28 protein-coding genes are annotated in these 26,005 nt (G+C 64.7%); 13 read left to right on the top strand and 15 right to left on the bottom strand.

What is annotated here, in order from left to right; genetic code table 11:
* Positions 1-59: 59 nt before the first annotated feature.
* The 3 genes from fliE to AC6H0W_RS12610 form a co-directional block, all read right to left on the bottom strand.
* Positions 60-380: a flagellar hook-basal body complex protein FliE gene (gene fliE, locus AC6H0W_RS12620; RefSeq protein ID WP_497577533.1), complete on the bottom strand. Its 321-nt coding sequence runs from the start codon at positions 378-380 to the stop codon at positions 60-62.
* A gap of 133 nt (positions 381-513) precedes the next feature.
* Positions 514-1,881 carry a sigma-54-dependent transcriptional regulator gene (locus tag AC6H0W_RS12615; protein WP_497577532.1) on the bottom strand — a complete coding sequence of 456 codons (1,368 nt, stop codon included), beginning with the start codon at positions 1,879-1,881 and terminating at the stop codon, positions 514-516.
* Positions 1,874-3,025: a sensor histidine kinase gene (locus AC6H0W_RS12610; protein ID WP_497577531.1), complete on the bottom strand. Its 1,152-nt coding sequence runs from the start codon at positions 3,023-3,025 to the stop codon at positions 1,874-1,876. The genes AC6H0W_RS12615 and AC6H0W_RS12610 overlap by 8 nt, the downstream gene beginning before the upstream one ends.
* A gap of 144 nt (positions 3,026-3,169) precedes the next feature.
* Between AC6H0W_RS12610 and fliF the strand changes: the two genes are divergently transcribed.
* The 13 genes from fliF to fliR all read left to right on the top strand — a co-directional run bounded on the left by fliF (position 3,170) and on the right by fliR (position 14,725).
* A complete protein-coding gene (fliF, locus tag AC6H0W_RS12605; protein WP_497577530.1) occupies positions 3,170-4,819 on the top strand; it encodes a flagellar basal-body MS-ring/collar protein FliF in 1,650 nt (549 codons plus the stop codon).
* Positions 4,816-5,820, top strand: coding sequence for a flagellar motor switch protein FliG (fliG, locus tag AC6H0W_RS12600; RefSeq protein ID WP_497577529.1), 1,005 nt, complete (start codon positions 4,816-4,818; stop codon positions 5,818-5,820). Before fliF ends, fliG begins: the two co-directional genes overlap by 4 nt.
* Positions 5,807-6,595 carry a flagellar assembly protein FliH gene (locus AC6H0W_RS12595; RefSeq protein ID WP_497577528.1) on the top strand — a complete coding sequence of 263 codons (789 nt, stop codon included), beginning with the start codon at positions 5,807-5,809 and terminating at the stop codon, positions 6,593-6,595. Before fliG ends, AC6H0W_RS12595 begins: the two co-directional genes overlap by 14 nt.
* Complete coding sequence (fliI, locus tag AC6H0W_RS12590) at positions 6,588-7,997, top strand: flagellar protein export ATPase FliI (RefSeq protein ID WP_497577527.1); 1,410 nt, start codon at positions 6,588-6,590, stop codon at positions 7,995-7,997. The genes AC6H0W_RS12595 and fliI overlap by 8 nt, the downstream gene beginning before the upstream one ends.
* A gap of 91 nt (positions 7,998-8,088) precedes the next feature.
* Positions 8,089-8,541 (top strand): flagellar export protein FliJ, encoded by a 453-nt coding sequence (gene fliJ, locus AC6H0W_RS12585; RefSeq protein ID WP_497577526.1) that lies wholly within the window; start codon positions 8,089-8,091, stop codon positions 8,539-8,541.
* A gap of 68 nt (positions 8,542-8,609) precedes the next feature.
* Positions 8,610-9,785 carry a flagellar hook-length control protein FliK gene (locus tag AC6H0W_RS12580; protein WP_497577525.1) on the top strand — a complete coding sequence of 392 codons (1,176 nt, stop codon included), beginning with the start codon at positions 8,610-8,612 and terminating at the stop codon, positions 9,783-9,785.
* Positions 9,786-9,876: 91 nt separating this feature from the next.
* Entirely contained in the window at positions 9,877-10,437 is a 561-nt protein-coding gene (locus AC6H0W_RS12575; RefSeq protein ID WP_497577524.1) for a flagellar basal body-associated FliL family protein, read from the top strand.
* Between the two features lie 12 nt (positions 10,438-10,449).
* On the top strand, positions 10,450-11,466 hold the full coding sequence (gene fliM, locus AC6H0W_RS12570) for a flagellar motor switch protein FliM (protein ID WP_497577523.1): 1,017 nt from the start codon (positions 10,450-10,452) through the stop codon (positions 11,464-11,466).
* Positions 11,459-11,941, top strand: a complete 483-nt coding sequence (fliN, locus tag AC6H0W_RS12565) for a flagellar motor switch protein FliN (protein ID WP_497577522.1) — start codon at positions 11,459-11,461, stop codon at positions 11,939-11,941. The genes fliM and fliN overlap by 8 nt, the downstream gene beginning before the upstream one ends.
* 502 nt (positions 11,942-12,443) lie before the next feature.
* Positions 12,444-12,881, top strand: a complete 438-nt coding sequence (gene fliO / locus AC6H0W_RS12560; RefSeq protein ID WP_497577521.1) for a flagellar biosynthetic protein FliO — start codon at positions 12,444-12,446, stop codon at positions 12,879-12,881.
* A 1-nt stretch (position 12,882) separates the two neighbouring features.
* Positions 12,883-13,626: a flagellar type III secretion system pore protein FliP gene (fliP, locus tag AC6H0W_RS12555; RefSeq protein WP_497577520.1), complete on the top strand. Its 744-nt coding sequence runs from the start codon at positions 12,883-12,885 to the stop codon at positions 13,624-13,626.
* Between the two features lie 15 nt (positions 13,627-13,641).
* A complete protein-coding gene (gene fliQ, locus AC6H0W_RS12550) occupies positions 13,642-13,911 on the top strand; it encodes a flagellar biosynthesis protein FliQ (protein ID WP_497577519.1) in 270 nt (89 codons plus the stop codon).
* Positions 13,912-13,936: 25 nt separating this feature from the next.
* On the top strand, positions 13,937-14,725 hold the full coding sequence (gene fliR / locus AC6H0W_RS12545) for a flagellar biosynthetic protein FliR (RefSeq protein ID WP_497577518.1): 789 nt from the start codon (positions 13,937-13,939) through the stop codon (positions 14,723-14,725).
* A 10-nt stretch (positions 14,726-14,735) separates the two neighbouring features.
* Here the strand turns inward: fliR and AC6H0W_RS12540 are convergent, their stop codons facing one another.
* From AC6H0W_RS12540 to flgB, 12 genes are all read right to left on the bottom strand, one after another.
* Positions 14,736-15,182: a hypothetical protein gene (locus tag AC6H0W_RS12540; RefSeq protein WP_497577517.1), complete on the bottom strand. Its 447-nt coding sequence runs from the start codon at positions 15,180-15,182 to the stop codon at positions 14,736-14,738.
* 2 nt (positions 15,183-15,184) lie between these two features.
* Complete coding sequence (gene flgL / locus AC6H0W_RS12535) at positions 15,185-16,477, bottom strand: flagellar hook-associated protein FlgL (protein ID WP_497577516.1); 1,293 nt, start codon at positions 16,475-16,477, stop codon at positions 15,185-15,187.
* Positions 16,478-16,487: 10 nt separating this feature from the next.
* Positions 16,488-18,416, bottom strand: a complete 1,929-nt coding sequence (gene flgK, locus AC6H0W_RS12530; protein ID WP_497577515.1) for a flagellar hook-associated protein FlgK — start codon at positions 18,414-18,416, stop codon at positions 16,488-16,490.
* A 58-nt stretch (positions 18,417-18,474) separates the two neighbouring features.
* Positions 18,475-19,458: a flagellar assembly peptidoglycan hydrolase FlgJ gene (gene flgJ, locus AC6H0W_RS12525; protein ID WP_497577514.1), complete on the bottom strand. Its 984-nt coding sequence runs from the start codon at positions 19,456-19,458 to the stop codon at positions 18,475-18,477.
* A gap of 2 nt (positions 19,459-19,460) precedes the next feature.
* Complete coding sequence (locus AC6H0W_RS12520; protein WP_497577513.1) at positions 19,461-20,570, bottom strand: flagellar basal body P-ring protein FlgI; 1,110 nt, start codon at positions 20,568-20,570, stop codon at positions 19,461-19,463.
* Between the two features lie 13 nt (positions 20,571-20,583).
* Positions 20,584-21,258, bottom strand: coding sequence for a flagellar basal body L-ring protein FlgH (locus tag AC6H0W_RS12515; protein WP_497577843.1), 675 nt, complete (start codon positions 21,256-21,258; stop codon positions 20,584-20,586).
* An 11-nt stretch (positions 21,259-21,269) separates the two neighbouring features.
* The gene (gene flgG / locus AC6H0W_RS12510; protein ID WP_497577512.1) at positions 21,270-22,052 is read right to left on the bottom strand and encodes a flagellar basal-body rod protein FlgG; all 783 of its coding nucleotides are present in this window, start codon (positions 22,050-22,052) and stop codon (positions 21,270-21,272) included.
* Between the two features lie 115 nt (positions 22,053-22,167).
* Positions 22,168-22,908 (bottom strand): flagellar basal-body rod protein FlgF, encoded by a 741-nt coding sequence (gene flgF / locus AC6H0W_RS12505; RefSeq protein ID WP_497577511.1) that lies wholly within the window; start codon positions 22,906-22,908, stop codon positions 22,168-22,170.
* Positions 22,909-22,963: 55 nt separating this feature from the next.
* On the bottom strand, positions 22,964-24,292 hold the full coding sequence (gene flgE / locus AC6H0W_RS12500) for a flagellar hook protein FlgE (RefSeq protein ID WP_497577510.1): 1,329 nt from the start codon (positions 24,290-24,292) through the stop codon (positions 22,964-22,966).
* Between the two features lie 15 nt (positions 24,293-24,307).
* On the bottom strand, positions 24,308-24,979 hold the full coding sequence (locus tag AC6H0W_RS12495) for a flagellar hook assembly protein FlgD (RefSeq protein ID WP_497577509.1): 672 nt from the start codon (positions 24,977-24,979) through the stop codon (positions 24,308-24,310).
* Between the two features lie 40 nt (positions 24,980-25,019).
* On the bottom strand, positions 25,020-25,424 hold the full coding sequence (flgC, locus tag AC6H0W_RS12490; protein WP_497577508.1) for a flagellar basal body rod protein FlgC: 405 nt from the start codon (positions 25,422-25,424) through the stop codon (positions 25,020-25,022).
* 10 nt (positions 25,425-25,434) lie between these two features.
* A complete protein-coding gene (flgB, locus tag AC6H0W_RS12485) occupies positions 25,435-25,839 on the bottom strand; it encodes a flagellar basal body rod protein FlgB (protein WP_497577507.1) in 405 nt (134 codons plus the stop codon).
* Between the last annotated feature and the right edge of the window lie 166 nt (positions 25,840-26,005).

Below are 26,005 nucleotides of genomic sequence, written 5' to 3'. Positions count from 1 at the left end.
GACCAAGCAAAAAGCCGCCTTTCGGCGGCTTTGCTTTGCCCGGTGTCGCCCGTTGAGACTTACATCGGCATGTTCATGATGTCCTGATAGGCGGTGACCAAGCGGTTGCGCACCTGCACCATCTGCTGGAACGACAGGCTGGCCTTTTGCAGATTGACCATCACCTCTTGCAGGTTGGCCTCGGGGTTGCCGGCGGTGAACTCGTGCGCGAGGGAACGCGCCTCTTGCTGGGCGGAGCTGACGTCCTGCAGGGCGGACTGGAGCACCTGCGCGAAATCCACGCGCTCTTCACCCGCGCCTTGCGCAGGCGTGCTGCTCGAAGCCGCCTGGGCGGTCGAGCGAAGCTCTCCAATCAGTTGTTCAATTCCGCGGGTATCCATGCCCACCTCGATCGCGGGTTCACTTGAGACAGTCTAGCAGAGCAATCCACGTGCCAACAGTGCAATTGCCGCGCAAAAATTTACCTGTGATTACGCTAACGGCCACTCGCGCGGAAACTGAAGCGCAGGCTTTTCAGCACTCGTGACCTTCCTCGCGGTACTGCTGAAGCTTGTAGCGTAAGGTTCTTTCGGATATCCCTAGGCGTTCGACCGCGCGCTTGCGCGAGCCACCCACATCACGCAACGTGGTCAGGATGTGATCGCGCTCGAGGTCTTTCATGTTGTCCGGCCGGCGCTCTTCCTCTGCCGCTACGGCAGGAATTGCCGTGGCCACGGCAAACGATGCAGCCGGCGACGGCGAGCCATGCAGTGCAGCGGCAGGCAAACACAGGGATAGCGTGGCAGCGTCGATCACGTCGCCTGGCGCGAGAATCAGCCCGCGCTGCATGGCGTTTTCCAGCTCACGCACGTTACCCGGCCAGCTGTGGCGCAACAACAACGCTTCGGCCGCCGCATCCAGCCGCGCCGAGCGGCGCATGCCGGTGGCGTGCATCACCAGGAAGCGTTTGGCCAGCGGCAAGATGTCGCCGGGGCGTTCGCGCAGCGGGGGAATCTGCAACGGGAATACGTTCAAGCGGTAGTACAGGTCTTCGCGGAAGCGCCCGGCAGCGGCTTCGGCGGCCATGTCGCGGTTGCTGGTGGCAAGCACGCGGATGTCGAGCTCCACAGCCTTGCGGCCGCCAACGCGCTCTACCTCGCGCTCCTGCAGCACGCGCAGCAGCTTGGCCTGCAGGGCCAGCGGCATTTCGGAAATCTCGTCGAGCAGCAAGGTGCCGCCCTGCGCCTGCTCGAATTTGCCAGCCTGCGACACCTGCGCGCCGGTAAACGAACCCTTCTCGTAACCGAACAGCGTAGCTTCCAGCAGATTCTCGGGAATGGCGGCACAGTTGATCGCGATGAAAGGCTTCGCCGCGCGCGGGGAATGCGTGTGGATGTAGTGCGCGAACACCTCTTTGCCAGTACCGGATTCGCCGGTCAGCATCACCGTGGCGTCGGACGCGGCCACCCGAGCGGCCATCTGCAGCAGCGTGTGGGTACGCGGGTCACCCGACACCACTTCATCGCCGGACACCGGCGCTGCGGCATAACGACGCACGTGGCCCAGCAACGCATCCGGCTCGAAGGGCTTCATCAGGAAGTCGCAGGCGCCACCGCGCATGGCGGCCACGGCTTTCTCCACATCGCCATAGGCGGTCATCAGCAACACCGGCATCTGCGGCAAGGTAGCGCGGATGGCGCCGAGCAGCTCGAGCCCGTCCATGGGCTGCATGCGCAGGTCGGTGATCACCAGGTTGAAAGGCTCACGCACCACGGCTTCGAGTGCCGCCGGGCCGCCATCCACCCCCACCACGCGGTGGCCCGCCAGTTCGAGCGTCATGCACACCGCGTCGCGCAGCGCAGCGTCGTCTTCGACGACGAGCAAGCGAATGGGGTCAGTCATGCTGAAGCCTCTCTCCGTTTCCATCCGCCAACACGGCAGACAAGGTCAATGTGAAGCAGGCGCCACGGCCCGGAACTGATTCGAGTGCGATGTCGCCGCCATGGGCTCGCGCCACGCCACGCGCAATCGCCAACCCAAGGCCGGTGCCCTCCGCGCGCGTGGTGAAGAAGGGGTCGAACACGCGGCCCTGATCGGCAGCGGGAATGCCCGGCCCCTCATCCGTCACCACGAATGCAATGCTGTCGCCCTCGCCCGCCACGTTTACGGTGACCAGCCCTTCGGGTTTGCAGGCCTGGATGGCGTTTTCCATCAGATTGGTGAGTGCGCCGGCGATCGCCTTGCGATCACCGACGATTTCCTGCTCGTCGCATTCGCAGCGGGCATCGAATTCCACCTTGCGCGCCCGCGCGACGGGCTCAAGGGTATGCACCAGCTCACGCACGAGATCGCACACCTGAAAGCGCTGGCGCCCCAGCGCGTCCCCGCGCGCAAAGCGCAGCATGTCGCTGATCAGTCGCTCGAGATAGCGCAGCCGCTCGATGGCGCGCTCCGAAACCCGCTCGCGGTCGGCGGGCTCAAGCTCGGGTTTGCTCAGGCTGGAGGTATACAGCAGTGCGGCGGCCAGCGGCGTGCGCAGCTGGTGGGCAAGCCCCGCCACCATTTCACCCATGGCGGCGAGGCGTTCGTTGCGCTCGACGGTGATCCGCATGCGGTGCGCTTCGGTCACGTCGTGCAGCAGAACGATGCGCTCGCCGCCGGACTCCACCGTCGATTCGCTGATGGCCAGGCGGCGCACATGCTCGCCTTCGCCCAGCGAAAACTCGCCGGGAGTGTCGGTGGCTTCGAAGCGCGCAGCCACCTCTTCCCACGCGCGCGCCTCGCACGCGCCCAGCCATTCGAGCGCTGCGCGGTTGCACTGCACCACCCGCCCGGCGGCATCGATCACCACCACGCCGGCCGGCAGGGCGCCCATCAACACCGACATGCGCTCGGTCAATTGCGCGACCTGCCCCTGCAGGGCGTTGTAGGCGCCGGACAGCTCTTCCGACGCACGCGCGAACAGCGTGAACGCTTCCGCCAGCTGTGCAGCGTCCAGGCGCTGGCCAGCGGGCGGCAGATCGGGCAGGGAGGAAGTGTCTGACATATTCACGACTGGCAGAATACGGATGGACGGGGCTATGGTAACCGGCAAACAGGCGGCAAAAAATGCCGCTTATCGACGGAACGGGTTTGCAAGGGCGACTACAGAATGCCGCCATCCCCCAGAGCGCCGCGAAGGACCTCGACCATGGCCGCAGCAGACACCGCACCGCCGCCTTCCCCAAGGCAGATACTCGAGCACCTTAACAACCTCAACCAGCGTCAGAAGCTGGCCGGTGCGGCGCTGGTCGCCATCATCATCGCGCTCATCGTCGGTTCGCTGCTGTGGAGCCGCGCGCCGGATTATTCGGTGCTCTTCGCCAACCTCGAAGAGCGCGACGGCGGCGCCATCGTCACCGCACTGCAGGCGCAGAACATTCCCTACCGAGTCGGCCCCGGCGGGTCGAGCATTCTGGTGCCGGCCGATCAGGTGCATGAAACCCGCCTGCGCCTCGCCGCCGAGGGCCTGCCACGTGGCGGGCTGGTCGGCTTCGAGGTGATGGAAAACCAACGCCTGGGGGTTTCGCAGTTTCTCGAGCAGGTGAACTTCCAGCGCGCACTCGAGGGGGAGTTGTCGCGCACCATTCAGTCCATCTCTTCGGTTGCCGCCGCCCGCGTGCATCTGGCCATGCCCAAGCAAAGCGGCTTTCTGCGCGACGAGCAAAAGCCCTCCGCTTCGGTGATGGTCACGCTGCACGCCGGGCGCGTGCTCGACCCGACGCAGATCGCAGGCATCGTGCACTTGGTGTCATCGAGCGTGCCGAAGATGTCCAACGACGGTGTGAGCGTCATCGACCAGCACGGCAACTTGCTCACCGGCGCGCCGAAAGAAGACATCGAAGACACACTCAACGCCACCCAGCTGAAATACGTGCGCGAGATCGAGGCAGCTTACCTGCGGCGCATCGAAGGCCTGCTGACCCCGATGGTGGGCGCGAGCAACTTCCGCGCGCAGATCACCGCCAACGTTGATTTCAACCGCGTCGAGGAAACGGCCGAAACCTATCGCCCCAACCCGGCGCCGAATCAGGCCATTCGCAGCCAGCAGACCAACGAGCAGTTCAGTGGCGTGCCGGATGGCGGCGTGCCGGGCGCGCTGACCAACCAGCCGCCCGTGCCGGCCACCGCGCCCATCGTGGCCGACCCGGCGGCCGACCCGCAAAACCCGAATGACAACCCGATCAATCGCTCCCGCTCGGCCACGCTGAACTACGAGCTCGATCGCAACATCCAGCACATCCGCCATGCCACCGGTCAGGTACGCAAGATTTCGGTGGCCGTGGTGTTGCGTCAATCGGCCGCGACCCCGGCCGATGGCTCACCGGCCACGCCGATGACGCCCGAAGACCTTGAACGCATCCGCAGCCTGATACAGAGCGCCGTCGGCTACGACCCCGAGCGCGGCGACGTGGTGGAGGTATCGAGCGCGCCGTTCGCCCTTGCCGAGCAGATCGACGAATCGTTGCCGTTCTGGCAAGACCCGACCTACATCGATCTGGCCAAGTGGCTGCTCAAGCCCTTGCTGATCCTGATCGCTCTGGCTTTCCTGTACTTTGCGGTCATCCGCCCGCTGATGCGCTCCATCACCGAATCAACCCGCGAAGCGGAAGCGGCCAAGGAGGCCGCCCGCCAGGCCGCGGGCGAGGACGAAGACTTCCTCGTGAAACTGTCCGAAAACCCGGCCCACAAGTCGTTCGAACACCGGCTGGCGAATGCGCGTGAGTTGGCAAAATCCGACCCCAAAGCCGTTGCGAACCTGATCCGCAGCTGGATGGCCGGAGAGGAGAAGAAGAAATGAGCACGCCGGAAGAAGGTCTCGAGAAAAGCGCCCTGCTGCTCCTCACGCTGGGCCCCGACGAAGCCTCGGAGGTGCTGCGCCATCTCGGCCCGCGCGAGGTGCAGAAGCTCGGCATGGCGATGGCCTCGTTGCCGGCACAGCCGCGCGAGCGCGTCGAAGCCATCATTGCCGAGATGGAGGCACACTTCGAGCAAGGCGCGCCGCTCGAGGCCAACGAAGAGCACATCCGCCAGATGCTTACCAAGGCGCTGGGCGACGAGCGCGCCGGTCACCTTATCTCGCGCATCATGAACGGTTCGGACACAGCCGGCATCGAGAGCCTGAAGTGGATGGATGCGCCCACTGCGGCGGACCTGATCCGCAACGAACACCCGCAGATCATCGCCACCATTCTGGTGCATCTCGAATACGACCAGGCTGGCGAGATCCTCAAGCATTTCAGCGACCGCCTGCGCAACGACGTTGTGCTGCGAATCGCCACGCTGGATGGCGTGCAGCCGATTGCGTTGAAAGAACTCAACGATTCGCTGACGCAGATTCTTGCCGGCGCATCCTCCTCGATCAAGAAGGCCGCCATGGGCGGCGTGCGCCATGCCGCCGAAATCCTCAACTTCGTCGGGGCCACAGCGGAAACCGCGGTGCTCGACAATGTGCGCGAGTACGACGCCGAGCTGGCACAGAAGATTCTCGACGAGATGTTCGTGTTCGAGAACGTCATGGACATCGACAACCGCGGCATCCAGACGCTGCTGCGCGAAGTGCAGTCCGATTCGCTCATCATCGCGCTCAAGGGCGCCTCACCGGAGCTGCGCGAGAAGTTCTTCACCAACATGTCCCAGCGTGCAGCCGAGATGATGCGCGAAGACCTCGAGGCCAAGGGCCCGGTGCGTCTGTCCGAAGTCGAGGCCGAGCAGAAGGAAATCCTCAAGACGGTGCGCCGCCTGGCCGAAGAAGGCCAGTTGATGCTGAGCGGCCGAGGCGGCGACGATGCCTTCGTCTGATCGTCCCGCCGACACCGAAGGCATGAACGCGCCGGTCACGCGCCATCAGGCTACCGGCGCCTATCGACGTTGGACGCCACCGTCGTTCGATGACCCGGCTACCGACGAGGAAACCGCCGCGGCCGATGCGGAGGCCGAGCGTCAGCCCCCCTCAAGCCCGCCGAAACCGGCTGCCGAACCGAAACCCCCGCCCGCCCCCGCGGCCAAGCCGGCCGAGCCCGAAGCTCCGGCGATCAAGCTCCCGACGGCCGACGAGATCGAAACGATGTACGAGCAGGCCCGGGCTGACGGCGAAAAGGCCGGCTACGACGAAGGCCGCGAACGTGCCAACGCCGAGGCACGCGCGGAAGTTGCCAAGATCACTGCCCTGGTGCGCTCGATGGATGAGGCGCTCGACCGCCTGGGCGGCGAGGTGGCCGAGGAAATCATCGAGCTCGCCACCGCACTGGCGCGGCAGATGGTCGGCAAGACCCTGCAGGAACGGCCCGAAGCCATCTTGCCGGTCGTCACCGAGGCGCTGCAGCAGATGCCACAAGGCAAGGTGCGCATCCATCTCAACCCGGAAGACCTGCAACTGGTGCGCCAGCACCTGGAAGACCAGCTTGAGGACAGCCACCACCAGTTGATCGAAGACGCCGCCATCGAGCGTGGCGGCTGCCACCTGGAAGCGGCCGGCGGCAACATCGACGCCACCATGGCCACGCGCTGGGAGCGCGTGCTGGCGAGCCTCGGTCGCACACCGCCGCCCGAGCCAGAGCCGGAAAGCGATGCGTGACCACGTACACACCTGGCGCAAGTACCTCGCCCATCACACCGAGCGAGTGGGTTCGCTGACGCCCACCTGCCAGTCGGGGCGGCTCACGCGCATCAACGGGCTGGTGATGGAAGCCGCCGGCATAAAGCTGCCACTCGGCGCGAGTTGCCGCGTCGAAACGCTCAGCGGCGGTTCGGTGGAGGCCGAAGTGGTGGGCTTTCATGGCGAACGCATCTACATGATGCCGACCGACGACGTCCAGGGCCTCGCGCCCGGCGCGCCGGTGCATGCCGTCGAAGCCGGCCCGCCCCCCGTGCCGCTCACTGGCGACGCTCCCCCGCAGCGCCGCAACACCGATCTGGCCAAACGCCTGCCGGTGGGCAGCAGCCTGCTCGGGCGCGTCGTCGATGGCGCCGGCAGGCCTCTCGACGGCCTCGGCCCGCTCAACGCCGAAACCAACCGTTCACTGCAAGGGCGCGCCTACAACCCCCTGGCGCGCGCACCGATCCGTGACGTGCTGGACGTTGGCATTCGTGCCATCAATGCCCTGCTCACTGTCGGTCGCGGACAACGTATCGGCCTCTTCGCAGGCTCGGGCGTGGGCAAATCCGTGCTCATCGGCATGATGGCGCGCTACACCCTGGCCGACGTCATCGTGGTCGGGCTGATCGGCGAACGCGGCCGTGAAGTGAAGGAGTTCATCGAGGAAAACCTGGGCGCCGAGGGCCGCTCGCGCTCGGTGGTGGTGGCTGCACCGGCCGACACCAGCCCGCTGATGCGCCTGCAGGGTGCCGCCTACGCTACATCGATTGCCGAGCATTTTCGTGATCAGGGCAAGCACGTGCTGCTGATCATGGATTCGCTCACGCGCTATGCCATGGCCCAGCGCGAAATCGCGCTGGCCGTCGGCGAGCCACCGGTCACCCGCGGCTACCCGCCCAGCGTCTTCGCGCGCCTGCCCGCGCTGGTGGAGCGCGCCGGCAACGGCAGCGAGGGCGGTGGCTCCATCACGGCCTTCTACACGGTACTGGCCGAAGGCGACGATCAGCAAGACCCCATCGCCGATTCCGCACGCGCCATTCTCGATGGCCACATCGTGCTGTCGCGCTCGCTCGCAGAGTCGGGGCACTACCCCGCCATCGACATCGAGCAATCCATCTCGCGCGTCATGCACAACCTGGTGCCCGATGCGCACATGGCACGCGTTCGGCGCTTCAAGCAACTGTTCGCGCGCTATCAGCGCTCGCACGACTTGATTTCCGTCGGAGCCTACCAACCCGGCGCCGACCCCACCTTGGATCAGGCCGTGGCCATGTACCCAGGCCTGGAGCATTTCCTGCAGCAGCAGATCGACGAGCAGGAGGCCTTTGGCGATGCCGCCGAGCGGCTCGCCACGTTGTTCCCGGAATTGCATGCAACCTGAGCACAGGGCGCGACAAGTGCCGCAAACTGCGACTAGACTTTAGACACGTTTCGTAACGAAGCCCGAGACACCCTTCAACACCAGGACGCCCATGACTCGAGCCTTCACGCTTCAACCGCTGCTGGACCGCTCACGCACCCAGCTCAACAACGCCACCAGCGAACTCGGCCAGCTCATTGCCCAAGAGCAAGAAGGCTCGCGCAAGCTGGAACTGCTGCAGGGTTACCGCGCCGAATACGTGACGCGCTTTCGCGATGCCGTGCGCGACGGCCTCGGCGTGGAAACGCTACGAAACTACGGCGCATTCATGGCGCGCATCGACGAAGCCATCGAGTTGCAACAGGCTTTGCTCAACGAGTCACAGAAAAGCACCAGCGCAGGCAAAGAAGCGTGGATTCGCGAACGCAACCGCGTCAAGGCCTTCGACACCCTGCACGACCGCCACCGCGAACGCGAGCAGCATGACGAGCAGCGGCGCGAGCAGCGCCAGTCCGACGAACACACCACCAATCGCTACGCGCGCAGCAACGGCACCGAAGACTGACGCGTCTTTCCAGACCTGGCACGCCCCTTGCTGATTCCGTTCGAGAGTTTCAAACGGAATCACACCCGATGACGCACTACCAGATTCGCTCCGGCACCAGCAAACCCGACTTGAACCCGGCTGCCATGTTCCAGGCACAGCCTGCGCCGAGCACGCCCGGCGCAGGCTTTGACGCCGCACTCGAGCGTGCGCGCCAGGCCGATCGCCCCAAAGAGCAGGCGGCCTCAAAGGGTGCCGAGCCCCGCAATGGCCGAACCGCCGAGCAAGACACCGCGCGGGACACCGCCCAACCCACGGCAAGCGAGACCGACGCCGCCACACCTCCTGCCAGCGCGGATGCCCAAACGGGCGAAACGCGCCAGCAGAGCGGCGAAGCCGACACTAAAACCGAGGAAAGCACTGCCGGTTTGCCGGCAGAGATTGCCGCGCTCATCGCCGCTCTTGCCGCAGGAGTCGCAGCCAAACCGGCCGACGGGGACGCCGCCGAGGCCCCCGAAGCCGACACAGCTGGCCTGCTTGTCAGCAGCGATCAGCGCAAATCAGGGCGCGGGGACAACCAGAATGCGGCGGGCCAGGGCTTCTTGCTGCAGCCGGGCAAAGCCGCCCCGACAGCAGAAGTCGACATCAAACCGACTGCCAAACCGGCAGTGGCCATCACTCCTGAAGCGCTGGCAGCCAACACAGCCACCCCGGGAGAAAACGCCAACGGCAGCCCCCCCGCCAGCCAGGCTCACCAAGGCTTTGCCGCCCTCGTGGCAAACCGGACCGAGACGGTGCGTACGCCGGCTCAGCCGGTGCAGCTCCCGGTCTCTACACCTGCAGGCAGTCGCGGCTGGAGCGCAGAAGTCGGCAATCAGGTGGTCTGGATGCTGGGGCGCAACGAAAGCAAGGCCGAACTCGTGCTGACGCCGCCAAGTCTGGGTAAACTCGGCGTGTCGATTCAGGTGAATGGTGAGCAGACCACTGCTCACTTCGTCGCCGCTTCACAGGCTGCACGGGACGCCCTGGAACAAGCCATGCCGAAATTGCGCGAAGTGCTGCAGCAGGCGGGCATCCAGCTCGGGCAGACCAACGTCAGCACGTCGGGCGAACAGCGCACTCACGACGGACAGCAAGGCAACGGCTCATCCTGGACCAACCGTGGCAAGCAGGGCGATGAAGACAGCGGCCTCGGCCCTGTGCGCAGCAGCAATGCCTCGGTATGGACACGCAATGGCGACGGTGTCATCGACACCTTTGCGTGAAGCATGAATTAACGCCTCAGGACACCGTTATTACACGCTACGGCACACCGGCAATCGACGACAATCCACGCTCATAGACCGGAGAACTGAATTGGCCACCGCACTCACCACCGCACGCTCCGCTGCCGTAGCACCCCGTCGCAACCAGTCCGGCAAGACGCTGGTGCTGATCCTGATTGCCGTCCTCGTGGTGGTGCTGATCATCGCCGGGGCCGTAGTGTGGCTGCTGCTGCAGAAAAAGAACTCGCTCGAGGGCAATGCCGCCGCCCCCGCAGAGCATGCCGCCGCTACTGCTGCGCCGGCACCGGCGCCCGCCGTTCCGGCCGTGCCGCCCACCTTCGTGCCGCTCGATCCGTTCGTGGTCAATTTGCAACAGGAGAGCGGTGAGCGCTACCTGCAGGTCATCATGGCTGCTCGCGTTGCCGACCCCACGGTAGCCGATACGCTGAAAGGCTTCATGCCCGAGGTGCGCCATCGCATCAACCTGCGCCTGAGCGGCAAGGTGCCCTCCGAAATTAATACCCCTCAAGGTCAGGAAGCTTTGGCCGAAGAAATCACTGTAGAAATCAACCGCGTGCTCAGCTCGCCGCAACCGAGCGGCGCCGGTGCACTGGTGCAAGCCGTGCTCTTCAACTCCTTCATCATTCAGTAAGAAGCCCAGCACATGTCCGATTTTCTCTCCCAGGATGAAGTGGATGCCCTGCTCCGCGGCGTCACGGGGGAGCCGGACGAGCAGGAATCCGAAGCCACCGATGAAGGAGGCGTAAGGCCATACAACATGGCCACGCAGGAGCGCATCGTGCGCGGCCGCATGCCGACGATGGAGCTCATCAACGAGCGCTTCGCCCGCTATCTGCGCATCGGTCTGTTCAACTACATGCATCGCAGCGCCGAAGTCTCGGTGGGCCCCATCAAGGTCCAGAAGTACAGCGAGTTCGTGCGCAACCTGGTGGTACCCACCAACCTGAACCTGATCCAGATTCGCCCGATGCGCGGCACCGGGCTGATCGTGTTCGACCCCAATCTGGTTTTCCTGGTGGTGGACAACCTGTTCGGCGGCGACGGGCGCTTCCACACGCGCGTGGAAGGCCGTGACTTCACGCAGACCGAGCAGCGCATCATCCGCGGCATGCTCGACGTGGTGTTCACGGAATACGCACGCGCCTGGGCGCCGGTGTACAAGATCGAGCCGGAATACGTGCGCTCCGAGATGAACTCGCAGTTCGCCAACATCGCGACGCCCTCCGAGATCGTAATCGCCACCACCTTCACCATCGAGTTCGGCGGCGCGCAGGCGGAAATGCACGTGTGCAAGCCCTACTCGATGGTCGAACCCATCCGCGACCTGCTGTATTCGCCGATGCAGAGCGACCACCTCACGCAGGACAACCGCTGGATCAAGCTGCTGACGCGCCAGTTGCAGACCGCCGAGGTGCGCATGGCCGCCAACTTTGGTTCGGCCGACGTCACCCTTGGCGACATCGTCAATCTGCGCGTCGGCGACGTCATTCCCATCGATGTGCCCGAGCACCTGCGGGTGAGCGTCGATGGCGTCCCCATCATTCACGGCCGGTTCGGCACGCAGAACGGTCACTACGCAATCCGGGTGGAGCGTTTCACCGCTGAAGACGACGCGGTAGAGAGCGCTCCCCCACCAACGGCCGGAGCGAAAAATGGCTGACAACCCAGCGGAAGAAGAAACCCCCATCAGCGAAGACGACTGGGCTGCCGCCATGGCCGAACAGGCCAGCGTCGAAGAGACCCAGCTCGACAGCGAAGCGCAGAAGGTCGCCGACGAGCTGGCCGAGGCCGCCGCCGAATCCCCCTACCAGGCCAAGCCTGCCAGCCATCTTTTCGAAGATTTCGGCTCGGGTTCGGCGCGCAGCACGTCGATGAATGACTTCGACATGATTCTCGACATCCCGGTGCAACTCACCGTCGAGATGGGGCGCACCAAACTGTCGATCCGCAACCTGCTGCAACTCGCTCACGGCTCGGTGGTTGAGCTGGATGGCCTCGCAGGCGAGCCGATGGACGTGCTGGTCAACGGCACGCTGATCGCACAGGGCGAAGTCGTGGTGGTGAACGACAAATTCGGCATCCGCCTCACCGACATCATCACCCCCGCCGAGCGCATGCGGAAGATTCGCAACTGAGGGGCGTTGCGCCTCGAAATGCGGCTACCACTTCCGCATCGGCGCACACACCAGCCGCCCGCGCGGCATCCACTACCCGTCATTGCGGGCGCAGCGCGGCAATTCAAAGATGTTGCCAATCGGAAACGCTGCGAGATTGCCGCGTCGCTGCGCTCCTCGCAATGACCGGACTAAGGCCGCGCCAGCACCACTGCAAAAGTGGCGGGACACGCGGCGCGCGGCGGCAGAGACATGCGTAGTTGGCGCTGCGCCTCTATCCGTCATTGCGAGCGAAGCGCGGCAATCCAGTGCCTCTGCCACCTGTACACGCTGTGGGGTTGGCGCAACGCTACGCCCCTCGTGATGATGGCAATGCGCAGCCTCCGGCGCTTCATCAGGGGCCGGACAAGCCAGCCTCACGGCCCTCTTCACGCAAAGCGGCAAATATAGCCGCCCTTTTGCCACCTTTTCCGCAGCCGTCCGGCAAACACGTCCGCCTATGCTTGGGCCGTCGAAATTCCGGATGTGCCACGTGCCTCTCGCCCCCTCTCCACAACGCCTGATCGCAGCCGGCGCCGCGCTGCTGGTCGCCATGCCGGCGACGGCCGAAACGGCCCCGCCCGAGCTTGGCTCCAGCCTGGTACAGCTCGTCGGCGGCCTTGCCGTGGTGGTGGCGTTGCTGCTTGGCACCTTGTGGCTGATCAAGCGCCTGTCATCGCCGCGCGGTGCGGCGGCCGGGCTGAAGGTACTGGGTGCTGCACCGGTCGGCCCGCGCGAACGCGTGGTGCTCGTGGAGCTCGCGGACCAGGTACTGGTACTCGGCGTGACACCCACCAGCGTCAATACGCTGCACACCCTGCCGCTCGAAACCTTCCGTGCGCACTCGCCAGCCACGTCGCAGACCGCGCCGGACTTCCAGGGCTGGCTCGCCAAGGCGCTCGAGCGCCGCAAGGGGGTCTGAGGTGCTCCGCATCGCCTTGCGCATCCTGAGCATTGCCGCCCTGCTCGCCCCGCTGCTGGCACACGCCCAAGGCCTGCCGACCGTCACCAGCACCCCCGCCCCCAACGGTGGCTCGACCTACAGCCTCACCGTCCAGACGCTGCTGCTGCTCACCGCGCTGTCGTTCATTCCGGCGGCCGTGCTGATGATGACGTGCTTCACGCGCATCATCATCGTCTTCGCCCTGCTGCGTACGGCGCTGGGCACGCAGACTTCGCCGCCCAACCAGGTGCTGCTCGGGCTGGCACTGTTCCTGAGCTTCTTCATCATGGCGCCGGTGGCCGAGCGCGTGTATGAGGATGCCTACCAACCCCTGTCGAACGGCACCATCCAACTCGACGAAGCCGCCATGCGCGCCTCGGTGCCGGTAAAGGCCTTCATGCTCAAGCAGGTGCGCGAGAACGACCTGGCGCTGTTCGTGCGCCTGTCGAACACGCCGCCGGTCGAGCGCGCCGAAGACCTGCCGATGCGCGTGGTGGTACCGGCCTTCGTCACCTCCGAACTGAAGACCGCCTTTCAGATCGGCTTCATCGTGTTCATTCCCTTCCTCGTCATCGACATGCTGGTGGCGTCGGTGCTGATGTCGATGGGCATGATGATGATGTCGCCGGTGATCGTTTCACTGCCGTTCAAGATCATGCTGTTCGTACTGATCGACGGCTGGACCCTGCTCATCGGCTCGCTCGTGCAGAGCTTTGCCGTCTAAACCGGAGAACCCCGCATGACGCCCGGAATGGTGATGGACATCGGCCGGCAAGCCGTCGAGATCACGTTGATGATGAGCGCGCCGCTGTTTCTCGCGGCACTGGTCACCGGCTTGGTCGTGAGCATTTTCCAGGCTGCCACGCAGATCAACGAAATGACTCTGTCGTTCGTGCCAAAGCTGGTGGCGATCTTTCTCACCATCGTGATCGCCGGGCCGTGGATGATGACCATGATCACCGACTTCGCCACCCGCCTGATCACCTCCATCCCCACCACCATCGGCTGACCGGTGGTGACTGCCTCGGCCTGACATGCTCAGCGTAACTGCCGCCCAGCTCGATGTCTGGCTGGCCTCGTTCATGTTTCCGCTGGCGCGCCTGCTGGGGCTGTTCGCCTCGGCGCCGCTGTGGAGCAACCGTGGCATTCCGGTGCGCATCCGGCTGGCCGCCGGGCTGGCGATGGCCATGGCGGTGCTGCCGGCGCTGCCGCCGATGCCCGACGTACCGACCGACTCGCTGCACGCGCTGGGCATCCTCGCGCATCAGTTCGTCATCGGCGCAGCCATCGGTTTCACCATGCGCCTGATCATGGCGGCGGTGGATCTGGCAGGCGAGATGATCGGTCTGCAAATGGGTTTGTCGTTCGCGGTGTTCTTCAACCCGCAGACCGGCGGCCAGACTTCGGTGCTGGCGGAATTCCTGAACCTGCTGACCTTGCTGGTGTTTCTGGCGCTGGATGGCCACTTGCTGCTGGTGCAGATTCTGGTTCAGACCTTCGAGTGGCTGCCGGTGGGCCAGGCCACTTCGGCGCGCGGCTGGCTGGTGATCGTGGAATACGCGGCAGTGATGTTCACGGTGGGTGTGATGATGGCGCTGCCGATGATTGCCACGCTGCTGATCGCAAACATCGGGCTGGGCATCCTCACCCGCGCGGCACCGCAACTCAACCTTTTCGCGGTGGGCTTTCCGGTGACACTGACGGTGGGGTTCGTGGTGCTGATGGTCAGCCTGACGCTGCTCGCCCCGATGTTGCAACGCCTGATCGAACACGGCTTCAACGCCGTCGGGGCGATGCTCACCGCGCTGGCTTATCAAGCCTGAGCGCGGGCGCTTACATTCCCCAAGTACGCGACTCCACCACGCGGATCACGCCGCTGGCGCCGCGACGGCCGAAGAACAGACCGGAGTCGATCCCCTCTTCGTAGCGCATGACGTCGAAGCCGGCGTAGCCGCCCGCGTCCACGATTTCGCGCGCGCCGCGCAAGAACGCCACGCGCGCCTCGCCGTCACCGCCGTTGATCACCGTGCGCATGCGCAGGTCGAGGCGAAAGCGGTCCTCCGCAAGCTGCGTGACCTTCACTTCCCAGCCGGGCACCTTGAGATCGCCCACGCGCCCCCATATCGGCACCGCCGTGCCGGCGGGCGGCGGCGGCTCCTGCGCGGCGGTTTCCTCGGCGCCCATCCCGAAAGTTTCGGAACCTTGCGCCTGGGAATGCTGCGACGAATGCTGGCAGGCGGTCAGGAGAAGCAGCGTGCAGGCGGCGGCCAGAATGCGCATGATCAGCTCAGGAAGTTGAACAGGGACAAACCCGAAACACGCAGGAAGGACTGCTGCGCGGCCTGCAGATAGGTCTGCTGCTGCATCAGATCGCTGATCGCCTGCGTCCAGTCGACGTCTTCGAGGCGCGAGATGGCTGAGGCGTACTGCAGATCGAGATCGCTGCCCAGGCTTTCGAGCTGGCCGACTTCGGTCATGTGCGAGCCCACCTGGGTGCGCGCCTTGAGCACGGTATCCAGTGCGAAATCGAAGTTCTCGAGCGCAAAGGCCACACCACCGGCAACCCCCACGTCGGCACTGTCTTCCAGCGCACTGACGAACAAGGCGTAGTTGTCGAAGGTGTTGGTCGAGGCCACGATGACTTCGAAGGCGTCACCATCCACCAGCGCGGTGGGGTCGCTGCTGTCGGTGGGCGGCGGGTCATCCGGCAATTCGATCGAGATACCGTTGAAGGTGGCGGTCTGCGGCGGGCCGGCATCGAAGGCCAGACCATCATCTGCGGCCGTCACATCACGCCGTCCGACGCCGGGCACAACCTCTTCGATGTTCCACGTGCCGGCCACGTTGGGGTCAGGCTGCGAATAGGTAGCCACATAACGGCGACCCTGATTGGCCAGATCCAGCGGCAGGTTGGCGGCGTCGAGCGACACCGTCAGCGCGCCGGCCGTGCCTTTGTTGTTCTGCCCGGCGTTGCTGTAGAGCGCATCGTTGTCGGTAACCTGATTGCCGTCGATGCGGCGCGTTCGGTCGAAGATGTCCACGCCCGGCATGCTGACCGGCAGATAGCGCGAGGCGCTGATCTGGATGGCGCGCTCGCCCTGGTCACCCGCGTAGTTCACACCCGCCAGGGTGCCGCTGAACGGCTGCTCGTTGGCCTTGTAGCCCGAGAAGATGAAGTTGCCCTGCCCGTCCTGACTGTTGCCGATGGCGATCAAGGCGTCGAACTGCGAGCGCAGGTCGGTGGCCATGATGCGCAGGTCTTCGGCATTCATTGCGCCATTGCCGGCTTGCACGGCCTTCTCGCGCGTGTAATGCAGGATTTCCTGGATGCCGGTGAGCTTGTTCTCGAGCAGGCCGAGGTTGTCGTTCGCGTAGCCCATGTTCTGGGCGAACTGCTGATTCACCGCCTGTGACTGGCGCAACTCCAAGGCGCGAGCCGAAGCGATCGGATCGTCCGACGGCGTCAGCACGCGGCGGCCGGTGGCTAGCTGCTGCTGGGTCTTGAGCAATGCGGAGGTCTGCTGCTGCAGCGAACCCACGCCCTGCGAATAGATCATGTTGGTCGATACGCGCATGGCTCAGCTCCTATCGCGAGATCGAGATCAGTTCATCAAACAGGCGCTGGGCCACTGCCATCACCCGCCCCGAGGCCTGATACGCCTGCTGGAAACGGATCAGGTTGGCGGCCTCTTCATCGAGGTTCACCCCCGACAGCGATTCGCGCGCGTTGGTGGCCTGGGTGAGCAATGTCTCTTGCGCCTTCTCGCCCACCTGCGCCTCGCGGGCGCGGTTGCCGATCTGGCTCACCAACTGCGAGTAGGCCGACTGGAAGGTGGCTGTGCCTTCGCCTGCAGCGTTGTTGAGCATGCTCTTGCCGGTCTGCAGTGCGCCCAGCGCCACGGCGTTGCGGTTGTCCGCCACGCCCAGCTCGGTCGACGCGAAAGACAGCACGTCACCGTCAGCGGGCGAGCCGGTCATGGTGAAGGTGAATTCCGAGCCGCCGAAGCTGACGGTGAATTCCTTGCCGGCCGATTCGGTGGCCGGGTTGTAGGTGGCCGGCGTGATCGTGCCGGTGGCGGGCGGGTTCAGCGTCAATGCCCCGCCCGAGTATTCGACCGTGAAGCCGGGAAACTGCGGGTAGGTCGTCGCCATGCCGCCTACCGAAGTCATGCGGATATCCTTGACGGCCGCATTGCCGGCATTGGAAAGCGGCAATTCGACCGACACCGGGCTGCCGGCGGCAATCTTCGCCGGGTCGGTGATGCCCACGCTCATGTTGCGCGCGGCACCGCGCAGCGGCTCGATGATGAAGCTGTCGCCAGCCGTGGTAACGCCCGGCGTGTTGATCACCAGCCCGACGTCCGCCGGGTCGGCAATCACGCTGTTGTCGGCCAGCCGCGTCAGCGTGTAGCCGCCGGTCGCGTCATCGTAGGTCAAGCGATACTGCTCGTTGGTGAGCAGCGTGTCGTTGCCGATGCGCACGGTCGGTTCTTCACTGGCACCCGCTTCGCGGCGAACCATGCTCGATTTGAAGAAGTCACCGCCCAGCACGCCGTCCAGATCGACGCCGAGGTTATGCTGGTCATTGAAGATTTCGGTGAGCTGGCGCGCAACAAGGTTCAGGCGATCCTGCGCCGGGTCGAGCGCTTCGCGGCGAAACGCCAGCAAGCCGCCCAACGAACCGCCGCCCAGCAGGTTCTCGGGCAGCGGCACCTGGCTGCCGTTGGGGGCCACCATGGTGACACGGCTGCGTGTCGGATCGGATGGGTCGATCTGCGTGCCGAGCGTCGAAAAATTGCCGCCACGCACCAGACTCTGACCGGAGCCGATGAACACGCTCATCTGCCCGTCTTTGTCGACCACGGTGCTGGTCTTGACCAGCTTGTTGAGCTCGGCGACCGCGGCATTGCGTTGGTCAAGCAGGTCGTTGGGCTGGAAGCCCGAGCCACCGGCCTGCGCGATCATGATGCGCTTGTTGAGGTCGGCCACCTGCGCCGCCAGCGAATTGATGGCGTTGATGTTGTATTCGATCTCGCTTTCGGTGCCCTCACGGACTTCGCTCAGGCGGGCATCCAGCGTCTGGAAACGCGACACCAACGCCTGCGCCGACGAGATCATGGCCTGACGGGCGGGAATGCTGTTGGGGTTGGCGGCGACTTCCTGCACACCGGCAAAGAAGTCTTGCAGCGCTGGCGACAAGCCGGCCTGCTGATCGGCCAGCAGATCATTGATCTGCGCGATCTGGCCTGCATAGGTGGCGTATTCGACACGCTTGTTGTCGGCCGACAGCACCTGGTTTTCCAGAAACTGGCTGTACTGACGCGTGACGTTGGCCAACTGCACGCCCTGACCGAAGAACCCCGCGCCCGAGAACAACGGCGTGTTCGTCGACAAGGCCACGGCCTGACGGGTATAGCCCGCCGTGCCGGCGTTGACGATGTTGTGCGACGTGGTGTTGAGCTGCAGCTGTGCAGCGTTCAGTCCGGTCAGACCGATATTGAGAAGTCCGGCCATGATGCCCTCTTCGAAGCGTTCCTAGCCGGAGTACAGCAAGTTCCTTGCCAGCTTTCGATCAGCCGGGGGTGGCCGAGCGCAAGGTGCTGCCGCCGATGATGCGAACCAGCTTGTCGGCGTAGGCCGGATCGGTGGCATAGCCGCCACGCTGCAGGTTCCCGGCGAAATCAGCGGCATTTGTCTGCCCCAGCACCCCGGCGTAACGGCTGTTGTTGCGCAGCAGATTCGCGTAGTCGTCGAAGGCCTCAGCATACGAGCCGTAGGCGCGGAATCGGGCGAGTTCGGTACGGGCCCGGCCGTTGACGTATTCAGTCACCGGGAGCTCGACGGTCGGGCCGTTCCAGCTCGAACCGGCCTTGATGTTGAACAGGTTGTGGCTCTGCACGCCATCAGCACGGCGCAGTTCGGCGCGGCCCCAGCCGGTTTCCAGCGCAGCCTGCGCCACCACGAAAGCCGGCGGGACGCCCAGTTTTTCGGCGGCAGATACGGCGTGGTCCCACACGCGCCGCACGAAGGCCTGCGCGCGCTCGGCGGGGCTGCCCGGCGCCGCGGCCTGAGCCGCCGCGGCCTCGGAAGCATCACCGGCCACAGCCACCGCGGCAGATTCAGAGGCGCCGGCGGCGATCTTTTCCGCCTTGGCGGCAGCAATTGCCGCCCGCCGCGGCACATCGGCAACGTCGAAATACGTCCGGCCATCGGGCCCCACCGTGCCGGCGCGGCCCGAACCATGCTCCAGCGCTTCGCCGCCAAGCTGACGGAAGATCACGTCGGCCAAGCCGGTGCCGCTGCCACGGGTGGAGAGATCCAGCGCGATCTGCTGATCGTGCAATTGCTGAAACATGCGCGTCTGCTCGCTATCGAACAGCCCGTCCACCGGGGTGGCCTCACGCATGGCCTTGAACACCATCTGCATGAACATGGCTTCGAACTGCTGAGCCGCCGCACGCAGGGCTTCCGGCGAGCTGCCATCCGCCGAAGCCAGACGCTTCAGGTCGGAGAACGAGCGCGGGTCGAGCGCATTGAGCGTCACGGAAGAGCTCACGCTCAGATCACCTCGAGCTCGGCACGCAATGCACCTGCCGCCTTCATGGCCTGCAGGATGCTGACCAGATCGGTCGGCGTGGCGCCGATTGCATTGAGAGCATTGACCACCTCGGCCAGATTGGCGCTTTCCGGCATGTTGAAGAGCGCGGCGGGATTTTCTTCGATATCCACACGCCCCTGCCCCACCACCACCGTGTCGCCACCCGAGAACGGCGGCGGCTGCGACACGCCGACATCGGTGCCGACGGTTACAGTGAGATTACCGTGCGCCACCGCGACGTTCTGCAAGGTGACACGCTGGTTCATCACCACAGAGCCCGTGCGCGAATTGACAATGACCTTGGCGGCCTGTTGCTCGGGCGTAACGGTGAGGTTTTCGATACGGCCGAGGAAGGCCACGCGGTCGGTCGGGTCGACCGGCGCGCGCACGCGCACCGTACGGCCATCCACGGCCTGCGCCGTGCCCGGCGTGGTGGCGAGGTTGATGGCATCGACCACGCGTCGCGTAGTGCCGAAATCGGTGTCGCGCATTTCGAAGGTGACGAATTCACCCTGACCCAGCGGCGTGAGCACCGCACGCTCCACCGTCGCACCGCCCGGCACACGGCCTGCGGACAGGTGGTTGATGACTTGCGACGCACCCGGCGCCGACGCACCAGCACCGCCCACCAGCACGTTGCCCTGCGCCATCGCGTAGATCTGCCCGTCGGCGCCGCGCAACGGCGTCATCACCAGCGTGCCGCCACGCAGACTCTTGGCGTTGCCCATGGACGACACGGTGACGTCAATGGGCTGACCGACACGCGAGAACGGCGGCATGTTGGCCGTGACCATCACCGCGGCGACGTTCTTGAGCTGCAAGTTGGTGCCGGGCGGCAGCGTCACGCCCATGTTGCCGAGCATGTTGACGATGCTCTGCACCGTGAACGGCGTCTGCGTGGTCTGGTCACCACTGCCATCCAGACCCACCACCAGACCGTAGCCCACCAACTGGTTGTTGCGCACGCCTTCGATGGTGGCGAGGTCTTTCAGGCGCTCCGCGGCATTGACGGTGGCCGCCAGCGCCAGCGCAGCAAGCATGACAAGAGGCAGGACGATGGCGCGTTTCATGAAAATTACCTCGTCAGAACGGCAGCAATGCCAGGAAGAAGCGCTGCAGCCAAGCCATGCGGGTGGATTCGTCGATGAAGCCGCTGCCTTTGTATTCGATACGCGCATCGGCCACTTGCGTGGACTGCACGGTGTTGGAGGTGGTCACGGTATCGGGGTTGACTACCCCCGAGAAGCGGATGAACTCGTTACCCTGATTGATCGCCACCTGCTTCTCGCCCGACACCAGCATATTGCCGTTGGCATACACGTCGATCACCGTCACCGTGATCGTGCCGGTGAAGGCATTGTTGGCCGCCGCGCCGCCTTGGCCCGTGAAGGTCGACTCCGAGCCGCCTTCCACGCTCAGCCGACCGAGCCGGCCGGTCGAGATCCCACCCACCGCGGCTACGCCCGCATTGATGCCGGACGTCCTGCCCGCGTTGGCGTTGGCGCTTTTCTGGGCGTTGGTGCGCTCCACCAGGTTGATCGTCAGCACATCGCCCACGTGGCGTGCGCGGCGATCCTCGAACAACGGGCGGGCGCCGGCCGTGCGGTAAATCGAGCCGTTGCCCTGCACCGTCGCATCGCGCATGTCCGGGCGCACGCTCATCGGCTGATGCACGGCGGTGGGGGGCGTGGTGTACATCGGCGCGCACGCCGTCAGCAGCGGCACGAGGCACAGCGGCAGGAAACGGAGAGAGCGCATCATGGCGGACCTCACAGCTGCGTCAGGCGTCCGAGCATCTGGTCGGAAGTCTGGATGGCACGGGAGTTCAGTTCATACGCACGCTGGGTAACGATCATGCTGACCAGCTCTTCGGCCACGTTGACGTTGGACGTCTCGACATAGCCCTGGTTGAGCACGCCGACGCCGTTGGTGCCGGGCTGGTTGGGCAGCGCGACGCCGCTGGAGGCGGTCTCGAGGAAGAGGTTCTCCCCTGCGCTCTGCAGGCCGCCGGGGTTCACGAACGAGATCAGCTGCACCGCCCCGACCTCAACCGGATTGATCTGGCCGGCCTGCAGCACGCTGACCGTGCCGTCCTTGCCGATGGTGATCGACAGCGTGTCTTGCGGGATGTTGATGTTGTCGGCCAGCAGATAACCGCTGGCGGTGGTGACGTTGCCCTGGTTGTCGAGCTGGAAGGCGCCGTCACGCGTGTAGGCCAGCGTGCCGTCGGGCATCTCGATCTGGAAGAAGCCGTTTCCCTGGATGGCGATGTCCAGCGCGTTGTCGGTCTTCTGCAGACCGCCTTGCGTGAAGATGCGCTCGGTGGCCACGGCGCGCACGCCCGAGCCGATCTGCAAGCCGCTGCCGACCTGGTTCTGCTGGGTCTGCTGGGCGCCGGGCTGGCGGATGGTCTGGTACAGCAGATCCTCGAATACCGCACGCGCACGCTTGTAGCCGTTCGTCGAGACGTTGGCGAGGTTGTTCGAGATGACGTCGAGCTGGGTTTGCTGAGCGTCGAGGCCGGTACGGGCGGTCCAGAGCGAGCGAATCATTGAAGCCTCCTGTGCGCAATGCGCGGGGCTTTTGCCCCAGGTACCCAGAGTACGGGCACCCCACCTTGCGCCGTGCGGCAATTAGCCGCGTAAAAATCCTGTTATTCGGTGCGCACTATCGGTTCGACAGGATCTGCGCAGCAGCCCGGTCATTGGTTTCAGCGGTTTGCAGCATGCGCGTCTGCATTTCGAACTGGCGTGCCAGCGAGATCATGGCCACCAGTTGATCGACCACCTTGACGTTGCTGCCCTCCAGATAACCGCCCGCCACCTGCACGGTTTCGTCCAGCGGCACCGGCAAGCCGTCGGTGGTGCGGAACAGGCCGTCGTCCCCGCGCTCGAGGTTCTCTTCCGGCGGATTCACCATCTTCAGCCGGTCGACGATGTTCACCACCGTATTGGCACCGGCCTCGATCACCGAAATCGAACCATCGCGGCCGATCGTCACCACGCTGTCCGGCGGGATGGTGATGGGGCCGCCGTTCTCGCCGATGACCGGCTGACCGGCGCGCGTCTGCAGCACCCCGTTGGGGCTGACTTCGAAGTTGCCGTTGCGCGTATAGGCTTCGGTGCCGTCGGGCATGCCGACGGTGAACCACCCCTTGCCCTCTACGGCGGCATCGTAGCTGCGGCCGGTGAATTGAATCGGGCCGGCGGTGTAGTCCGTGGCAACACTGGCATCGACCGTAAACGAGCGCGTGCGCATCGCCTCGGTCTGCACTTCGACCGCGCGCAGGCGATGCATCTCCGAGCGGAAGCCCGTGGAGGTTGCATTCGCAAGGTTGTTCGCCACCGCGGCCTGCTGCTCCAGGGTGTGCTTTGCGCCGGTCATGGCGGTGTAGATCAGGCGGTCCATCGTCCGCTCCTATTGCTGGCTGGCCGACGCGCTGCAGCACGCGGCCGGCACGGTCTTATCTCAGGTTCACCAGCGTCTGCAGAATCTGATCCTGCGTGCGGATCGACTGCGCGTTGGCCTGGTAGTTACGCTGCTGCACGATGAGCTGCACCAGTTCCTGCGTGAGGTCGACGTTGGAATCCTCGACCTGCCCGGCCGACAGCACGCCGTTCAGGCCAACACCGGCCGCGCCCGCCACCGGCACCCCGGAGGCCTGCGACTCGGCCCACAGGTTGTCACCCAGCGAGATCAACCCGTTGGGACTGCGGAAGGTCACCAGCGACACCTGAGCGAGGTTGCGGGTTTCACCGTTGGTATAACGGCCCTGGATGATGCCGTTCTGGTCAATCGCGATGCCGGCAATCTCGCCCGGCGCGTAGCCGGTTTGATCCAGCTCGGTCACCGAAAAATCGGAGCCGTTCTGGGTCAGGCGCGTGAGGTCGATGGTGAAATCGAGATCAGCGACCGTGCCCGGCAGGAGGCCGGCCGGATAGTTGAAAGCGAAGCGTCCGATGTCGGGCTGCGATGCAGCAGGAAACTGACCGAATTCGTTGAAACCGATGGTGGTATCACCGGCTGCGTTCTCGAGTCGCTGCGCATCGGCGCCATCGACGCTGGCCCAGACTTCCCACTCGTTGGCAGTGTTGTCGGTGCGCACGAAGAACAACGACAGCGAATGCGCGTTGCCCAGACTGTCATAGATATCCAGTGAAGTCGTGCGGTTGTAGGTGGTCGGGTCATTGACATCCACGCCCTCGCCGGGGAAAAAGCCCGGCCCCGCAGCCGCAGGCGCAACATAGCCCGCAGGCACCTGGTCACGCGAATCGAGGTTGGCGCGTGCTGCAACGCCCAATTGCCCGGCGATATCCTGCGTCGCCTGCGGCGGAATTCCCCCTTGCGGAATCTGGATCGGTACCAGCTGGCTCCCGCCCGCCGGCACACCGCCGTTCGGGCCCGGCGTCTGGTAGCCCATCAGGCGCTCACCCTGGTTGGTGATGATGAAGCCCTGGTTATTCACGTCGAACTGACCGTTACGCGTGTAGGCCCGCGTGCCGTCGTTACGGTCGATCGCAAAAAAGCCGTTGCCGTTGATCGCCATGTCGAGCGGGTTGCTGGTGGTGGTCAGGTTGCCTTGTGTGAAGGCCTGCTTCACCGCGGCGACCTTGCTGCCGATGCCCACCTGGATGGTGGACACCGCGCCGGTCATGGCCGACGCATACATGTCCGCAAACTGGGCTGACCCGGATTTGAAGCCCACGGTGCTGGCGTTGGCGATGTTGTTGCTGACCACATCAATCGCGCGCGAAGACGATGCCAGCCCGCTCAAACCTTGTTGAAATGCCATGATTGCTGCTCCGGGTCAGAGAATTTGACGAATGTCGTCGAATCGGAAAATGCCAAGGTGGCCAACTTGAAGGTCGGTGCCGTTTACCCCGCGCACGATGCCGGTCACCTGACCAAACTCCAGTGACCCGGACTTGACGGTCTCGCCGCCACGCGTGGCCGTCACGGTCGCGGTGTACATTCCCTCGGCAGAGGCGCTACCGTCGATCGCGGTGCCGTCCCAAACATAGTTGTGACCGCCGGCTTCGACGTCCTCAAGTTCCAGCTTGGCCACTTCGCGGCCGGTCGAATCCTTGATCGAGATCGTCACGCGGTCGGCTGGCTCGGTGATCTCGAAGCCACCGATGCCGCCAGCCTCGGTAAGGATCACGTTATTACCCGGCACCAGCACGCCACGCCCGACCAGCGCCGCAGCCTGCATGGCCTCGGCGGACTCCTGACCGTTGATGAACTGCTGGAACAGGCCGTTAAGGCGCTCGATGCCATCCACCGTGCTCATCTGCGCGAGTTGCGAGGTCACCTCGGCGTTCTCGAGCGGATTCATCGGGTCCTGATTGCGCAGCTGCGTGGTCAGCAGGGTCAGGAAGCGCGTCTGTGCGTCCTCGTTCGCCCGCCGGTTCGCGGAAGTCGTGTCGTTGTTCCGAGCCAGGTTGGCCAGAACACTCTGTGTCTGTGCGACTACGCTCATCGCGCTCTCCCTATCAATCCGCGCCGCTCAGGCCGCAGCATCACTGACCGATGGTCAGCGTGCGCTGCAGCAACGTGCGCGCGGTGTTCATCACTTCGACGTTGTTCTGGTAGGAACGCGAGGCCGAGATCATGTTGACCATCTCTTCCACCACGTTCACGTTGGGCATTTCGACGTAGCCGTCTTCATTCGCGGCCGGGCTGGCCGGGTCATACACCAGGCGCAGCGGCGCAGCACTCTCGACCACACCGGTCACCTCCACGCCACGCGCGTGTTCGCCGGCCACCGGCACGGCCTTGAACAACACCTGCTTGGCGCGGTACGGCTGACCGTCTTCGGCCACCACGCTGTCGGCGTTGGCAAGGTTGGAGGCCGTGGTGTTCAGGCGCAGCGACTGCGCGTTGAGCGCCGAGCCGGCAATCGTGAAAACGTTGAGCATGCTCATGACCGCCCCCTTACTGACCGCTGATGGCGGTTTGCATGCCGCGCAGCAGGCCGTTGATGAAGGTCAGGCTGGCTTCGTAGTGCAGCGCATTCTCCGCATACGCGGCACGCTCGGTATCCATGTTGACGGTGTTGCCGTCCACCGCGGATTGGTATTCCTGCCGGTAACCGATGTGCGCCTCGAAACCGCCCGCACCGCCAAACGGCAGATGCATGGCCGAGGTCTGCGCCATCGGCAACCCACCACCCGAGCCACCCATGGCATTAGCCAGTGCGCTGCGGAAATCGATGTCGCGCGCCTTGTAGTCGGGGGTATCCGCGTTGGCGATGTTCGACGCCAGCAATTCCTGACGGCGAGCCTGCAGATTGATTGCGATCTGGTTGAATCGCAGTGCGTCGTCCAGCAGGGCTTTCATGCGTCACCTCTTTCGTCCGGCGTCCCCTGGCAGACAAGTGGCCTGGAGACAACTGCCCTATTGCAGCTTTCGTGCCAGCATCGTATGCCCCGAGTCGTTGCGCTCTTAGGCCGATAAGGCATGGCTTTACCGGCCAATTTCGCCGCTTCGGCCACCGCCCGGCAGC

The sequence above is a fragment of the Pseudazoarcus sp. NS20 genome (assembly GCF_059703745.1).
Note: the sequence above shows the minus strand (reverse complement) of the source record. Positions and strands in the feature narration are given on the sequence as shown.

Coding starts and splice junctions, on each gene's coding strand:
- AC6H0W_RS12520 (WP_497577513.1), bottom strand. CDS start 20,570: ATGAAACGCGCCATCGTCCTGCCTCTTGTCATGCTTGCTGCGCTGGCG.
- flgE (WP_497577510.1), bottom strand. CDS start 24,292: ATGGCATTTCAACAAGGTTTGAGCGGGCTGGCATCGTCTTCGCGCGCG.
- flgC (WP_497577508.1), bottom strand. CDS start 25,424: ATGAGCATGCTCAACGTTTTCACGATTGCCGGCTCGGCGCTCAACGCG.
- flgK (WP_497577515.1), bottom strand. CDS start 18,416: ATGGCCGGACTTCTCAATATCGGTCTGACCGGACTGAACGCTGCACAG.
- fliM (WP_497577523.1), top strand. CDS start 10,450: ATGTCCGATTTTCTCTCCCAGGATGAAGTGGATGCCCTGCTCCGCGGC.
- fliF (WP_497577530.1), top strand. CDS start 3,170: ATGGCCGCAGCAGACACCGCACCGCCGCCTTCCCCAAGGCAGATACTC.
- AC6H0W_RS12540 (WP_497577517.1), bottom strand. CDS start 15,182: ATGCGCATTCTGGCCGCCGCCTGCACGCTGCTTCTCCTGACCGCCTGC.
- fliJ (WP_497577526.1), top strand. CDS start 8,089: ATGACTCGAGCCTTCACGCTTCAACCGCTGCTGGACCGCTCACGCACC.
- fliG (WP_497577529.1), top strand. CDS start 4,816: ATGAGCACGCCGGAAGAAGGTCTCGAGAAAAGCGCCCTGCTGCTCCTC.
- fliQ (WP_497577519.1), top strand. CDS start 13,642: ATGACGCCCGGAATGGTGATGGACATCGGCCGGCAAGCCGTCGAGATC.
- fliE (WP_497577533.1), bottom strand. CDS start 380: ATGGATACCCGCGGAATTGAACAACTGATTGGAGAGCTTCGCTCGACC.
- fliN (WP_497577522.1), top strand. CDS start 11,459: ATGGCTGACAACCCAGCGGAAGAAGAAACCCCCATCAGCGAAGACGAC.
- AC6H0W_RS12580 (WP_497577525.1), top strand. CDS start 8,610: ATGACGCACTACCAGATTCGCTCCGGCACCAGCAAACCCGACTTGAAC.
- flgG (WP_497577512.1), bottom strand. CDS start 22,052: ATGATTCGCTCGCTCTGGACCGCCCGTACCGGCCTCGACGCTCAGCAA.
- flgF (WP_497577511.1), bottom strand. CDS start 22,908: ATGGACCGCCTGATCTACACCGCCATGACCGGCGCAAAGCACACCCTG.
- flgB (WP_497577507.1), bottom strand. CDS start 25,839: ATGAAAGCCCTGCTGGACGACGCACTGCGATTCAACCAGATCGCAATC.
- flgL (WP_497577516.1), bottom strand. CDS start 16,477: ATGCGCGTATCGACCAACATGATCTATTCGCAGGGCGTGGGTTCGCTG.
- AC6H0W_RS12615 (WP_497577532.1), bottom strand. CDS start 1,881: ATGACTGACCCCATTCGCTTGCTCGTCGTCGAAGACGACGCTGCGCTG.
- fliO (WP_497577521.1), top strand. CDS start 12,444: ATGTGCCACGTGCCTCTCGCCCCCTCTCCACAACGCCTGATCGCAGCC.
- AC6H0W_RS12515 (WP_497577843.1), bottom strand. CDS start 21,258: ATGCGCTCTCTCCGTTTCCTGCCGCTGTGCCTCGTGCCGCTGCTGACG.
- fliR (WP_497577518.1), top strand. CDS start 13,937: ATGCTCAGCGTAACTGCCGCCCAGCTCGATGTCTGGCTGGCCTCGTTC.
- AC6H0W_RS12595 (WP_497577528.1), top strand. CDS start 5,807: ATGCCTTCGTCTGATCGTCCCGCCGACACCGAAGGCATGAACGCGCCG.
- AC6H0W_RS12610 (WP_497577531.1), bottom strand. CDS start 3,025: ATGTCAGACACTTCCTCCCTGCCCGATCTGCCGCCCGCTGGCCAGCGC.
- AC6H0W_RS12495 (WP_497577509.1), bottom strand. CDS start 24,979: ATGAGCGTAGTCGCACAGACACAGAGTGTTCTGGCCAACCTGGCTCGG.
- fliI (WP_497577527.1), top strand. CDS start 6,588: ATGCGTGACCACGTACACACCTGGCGCAAGTACCTCGCCCATCACACC.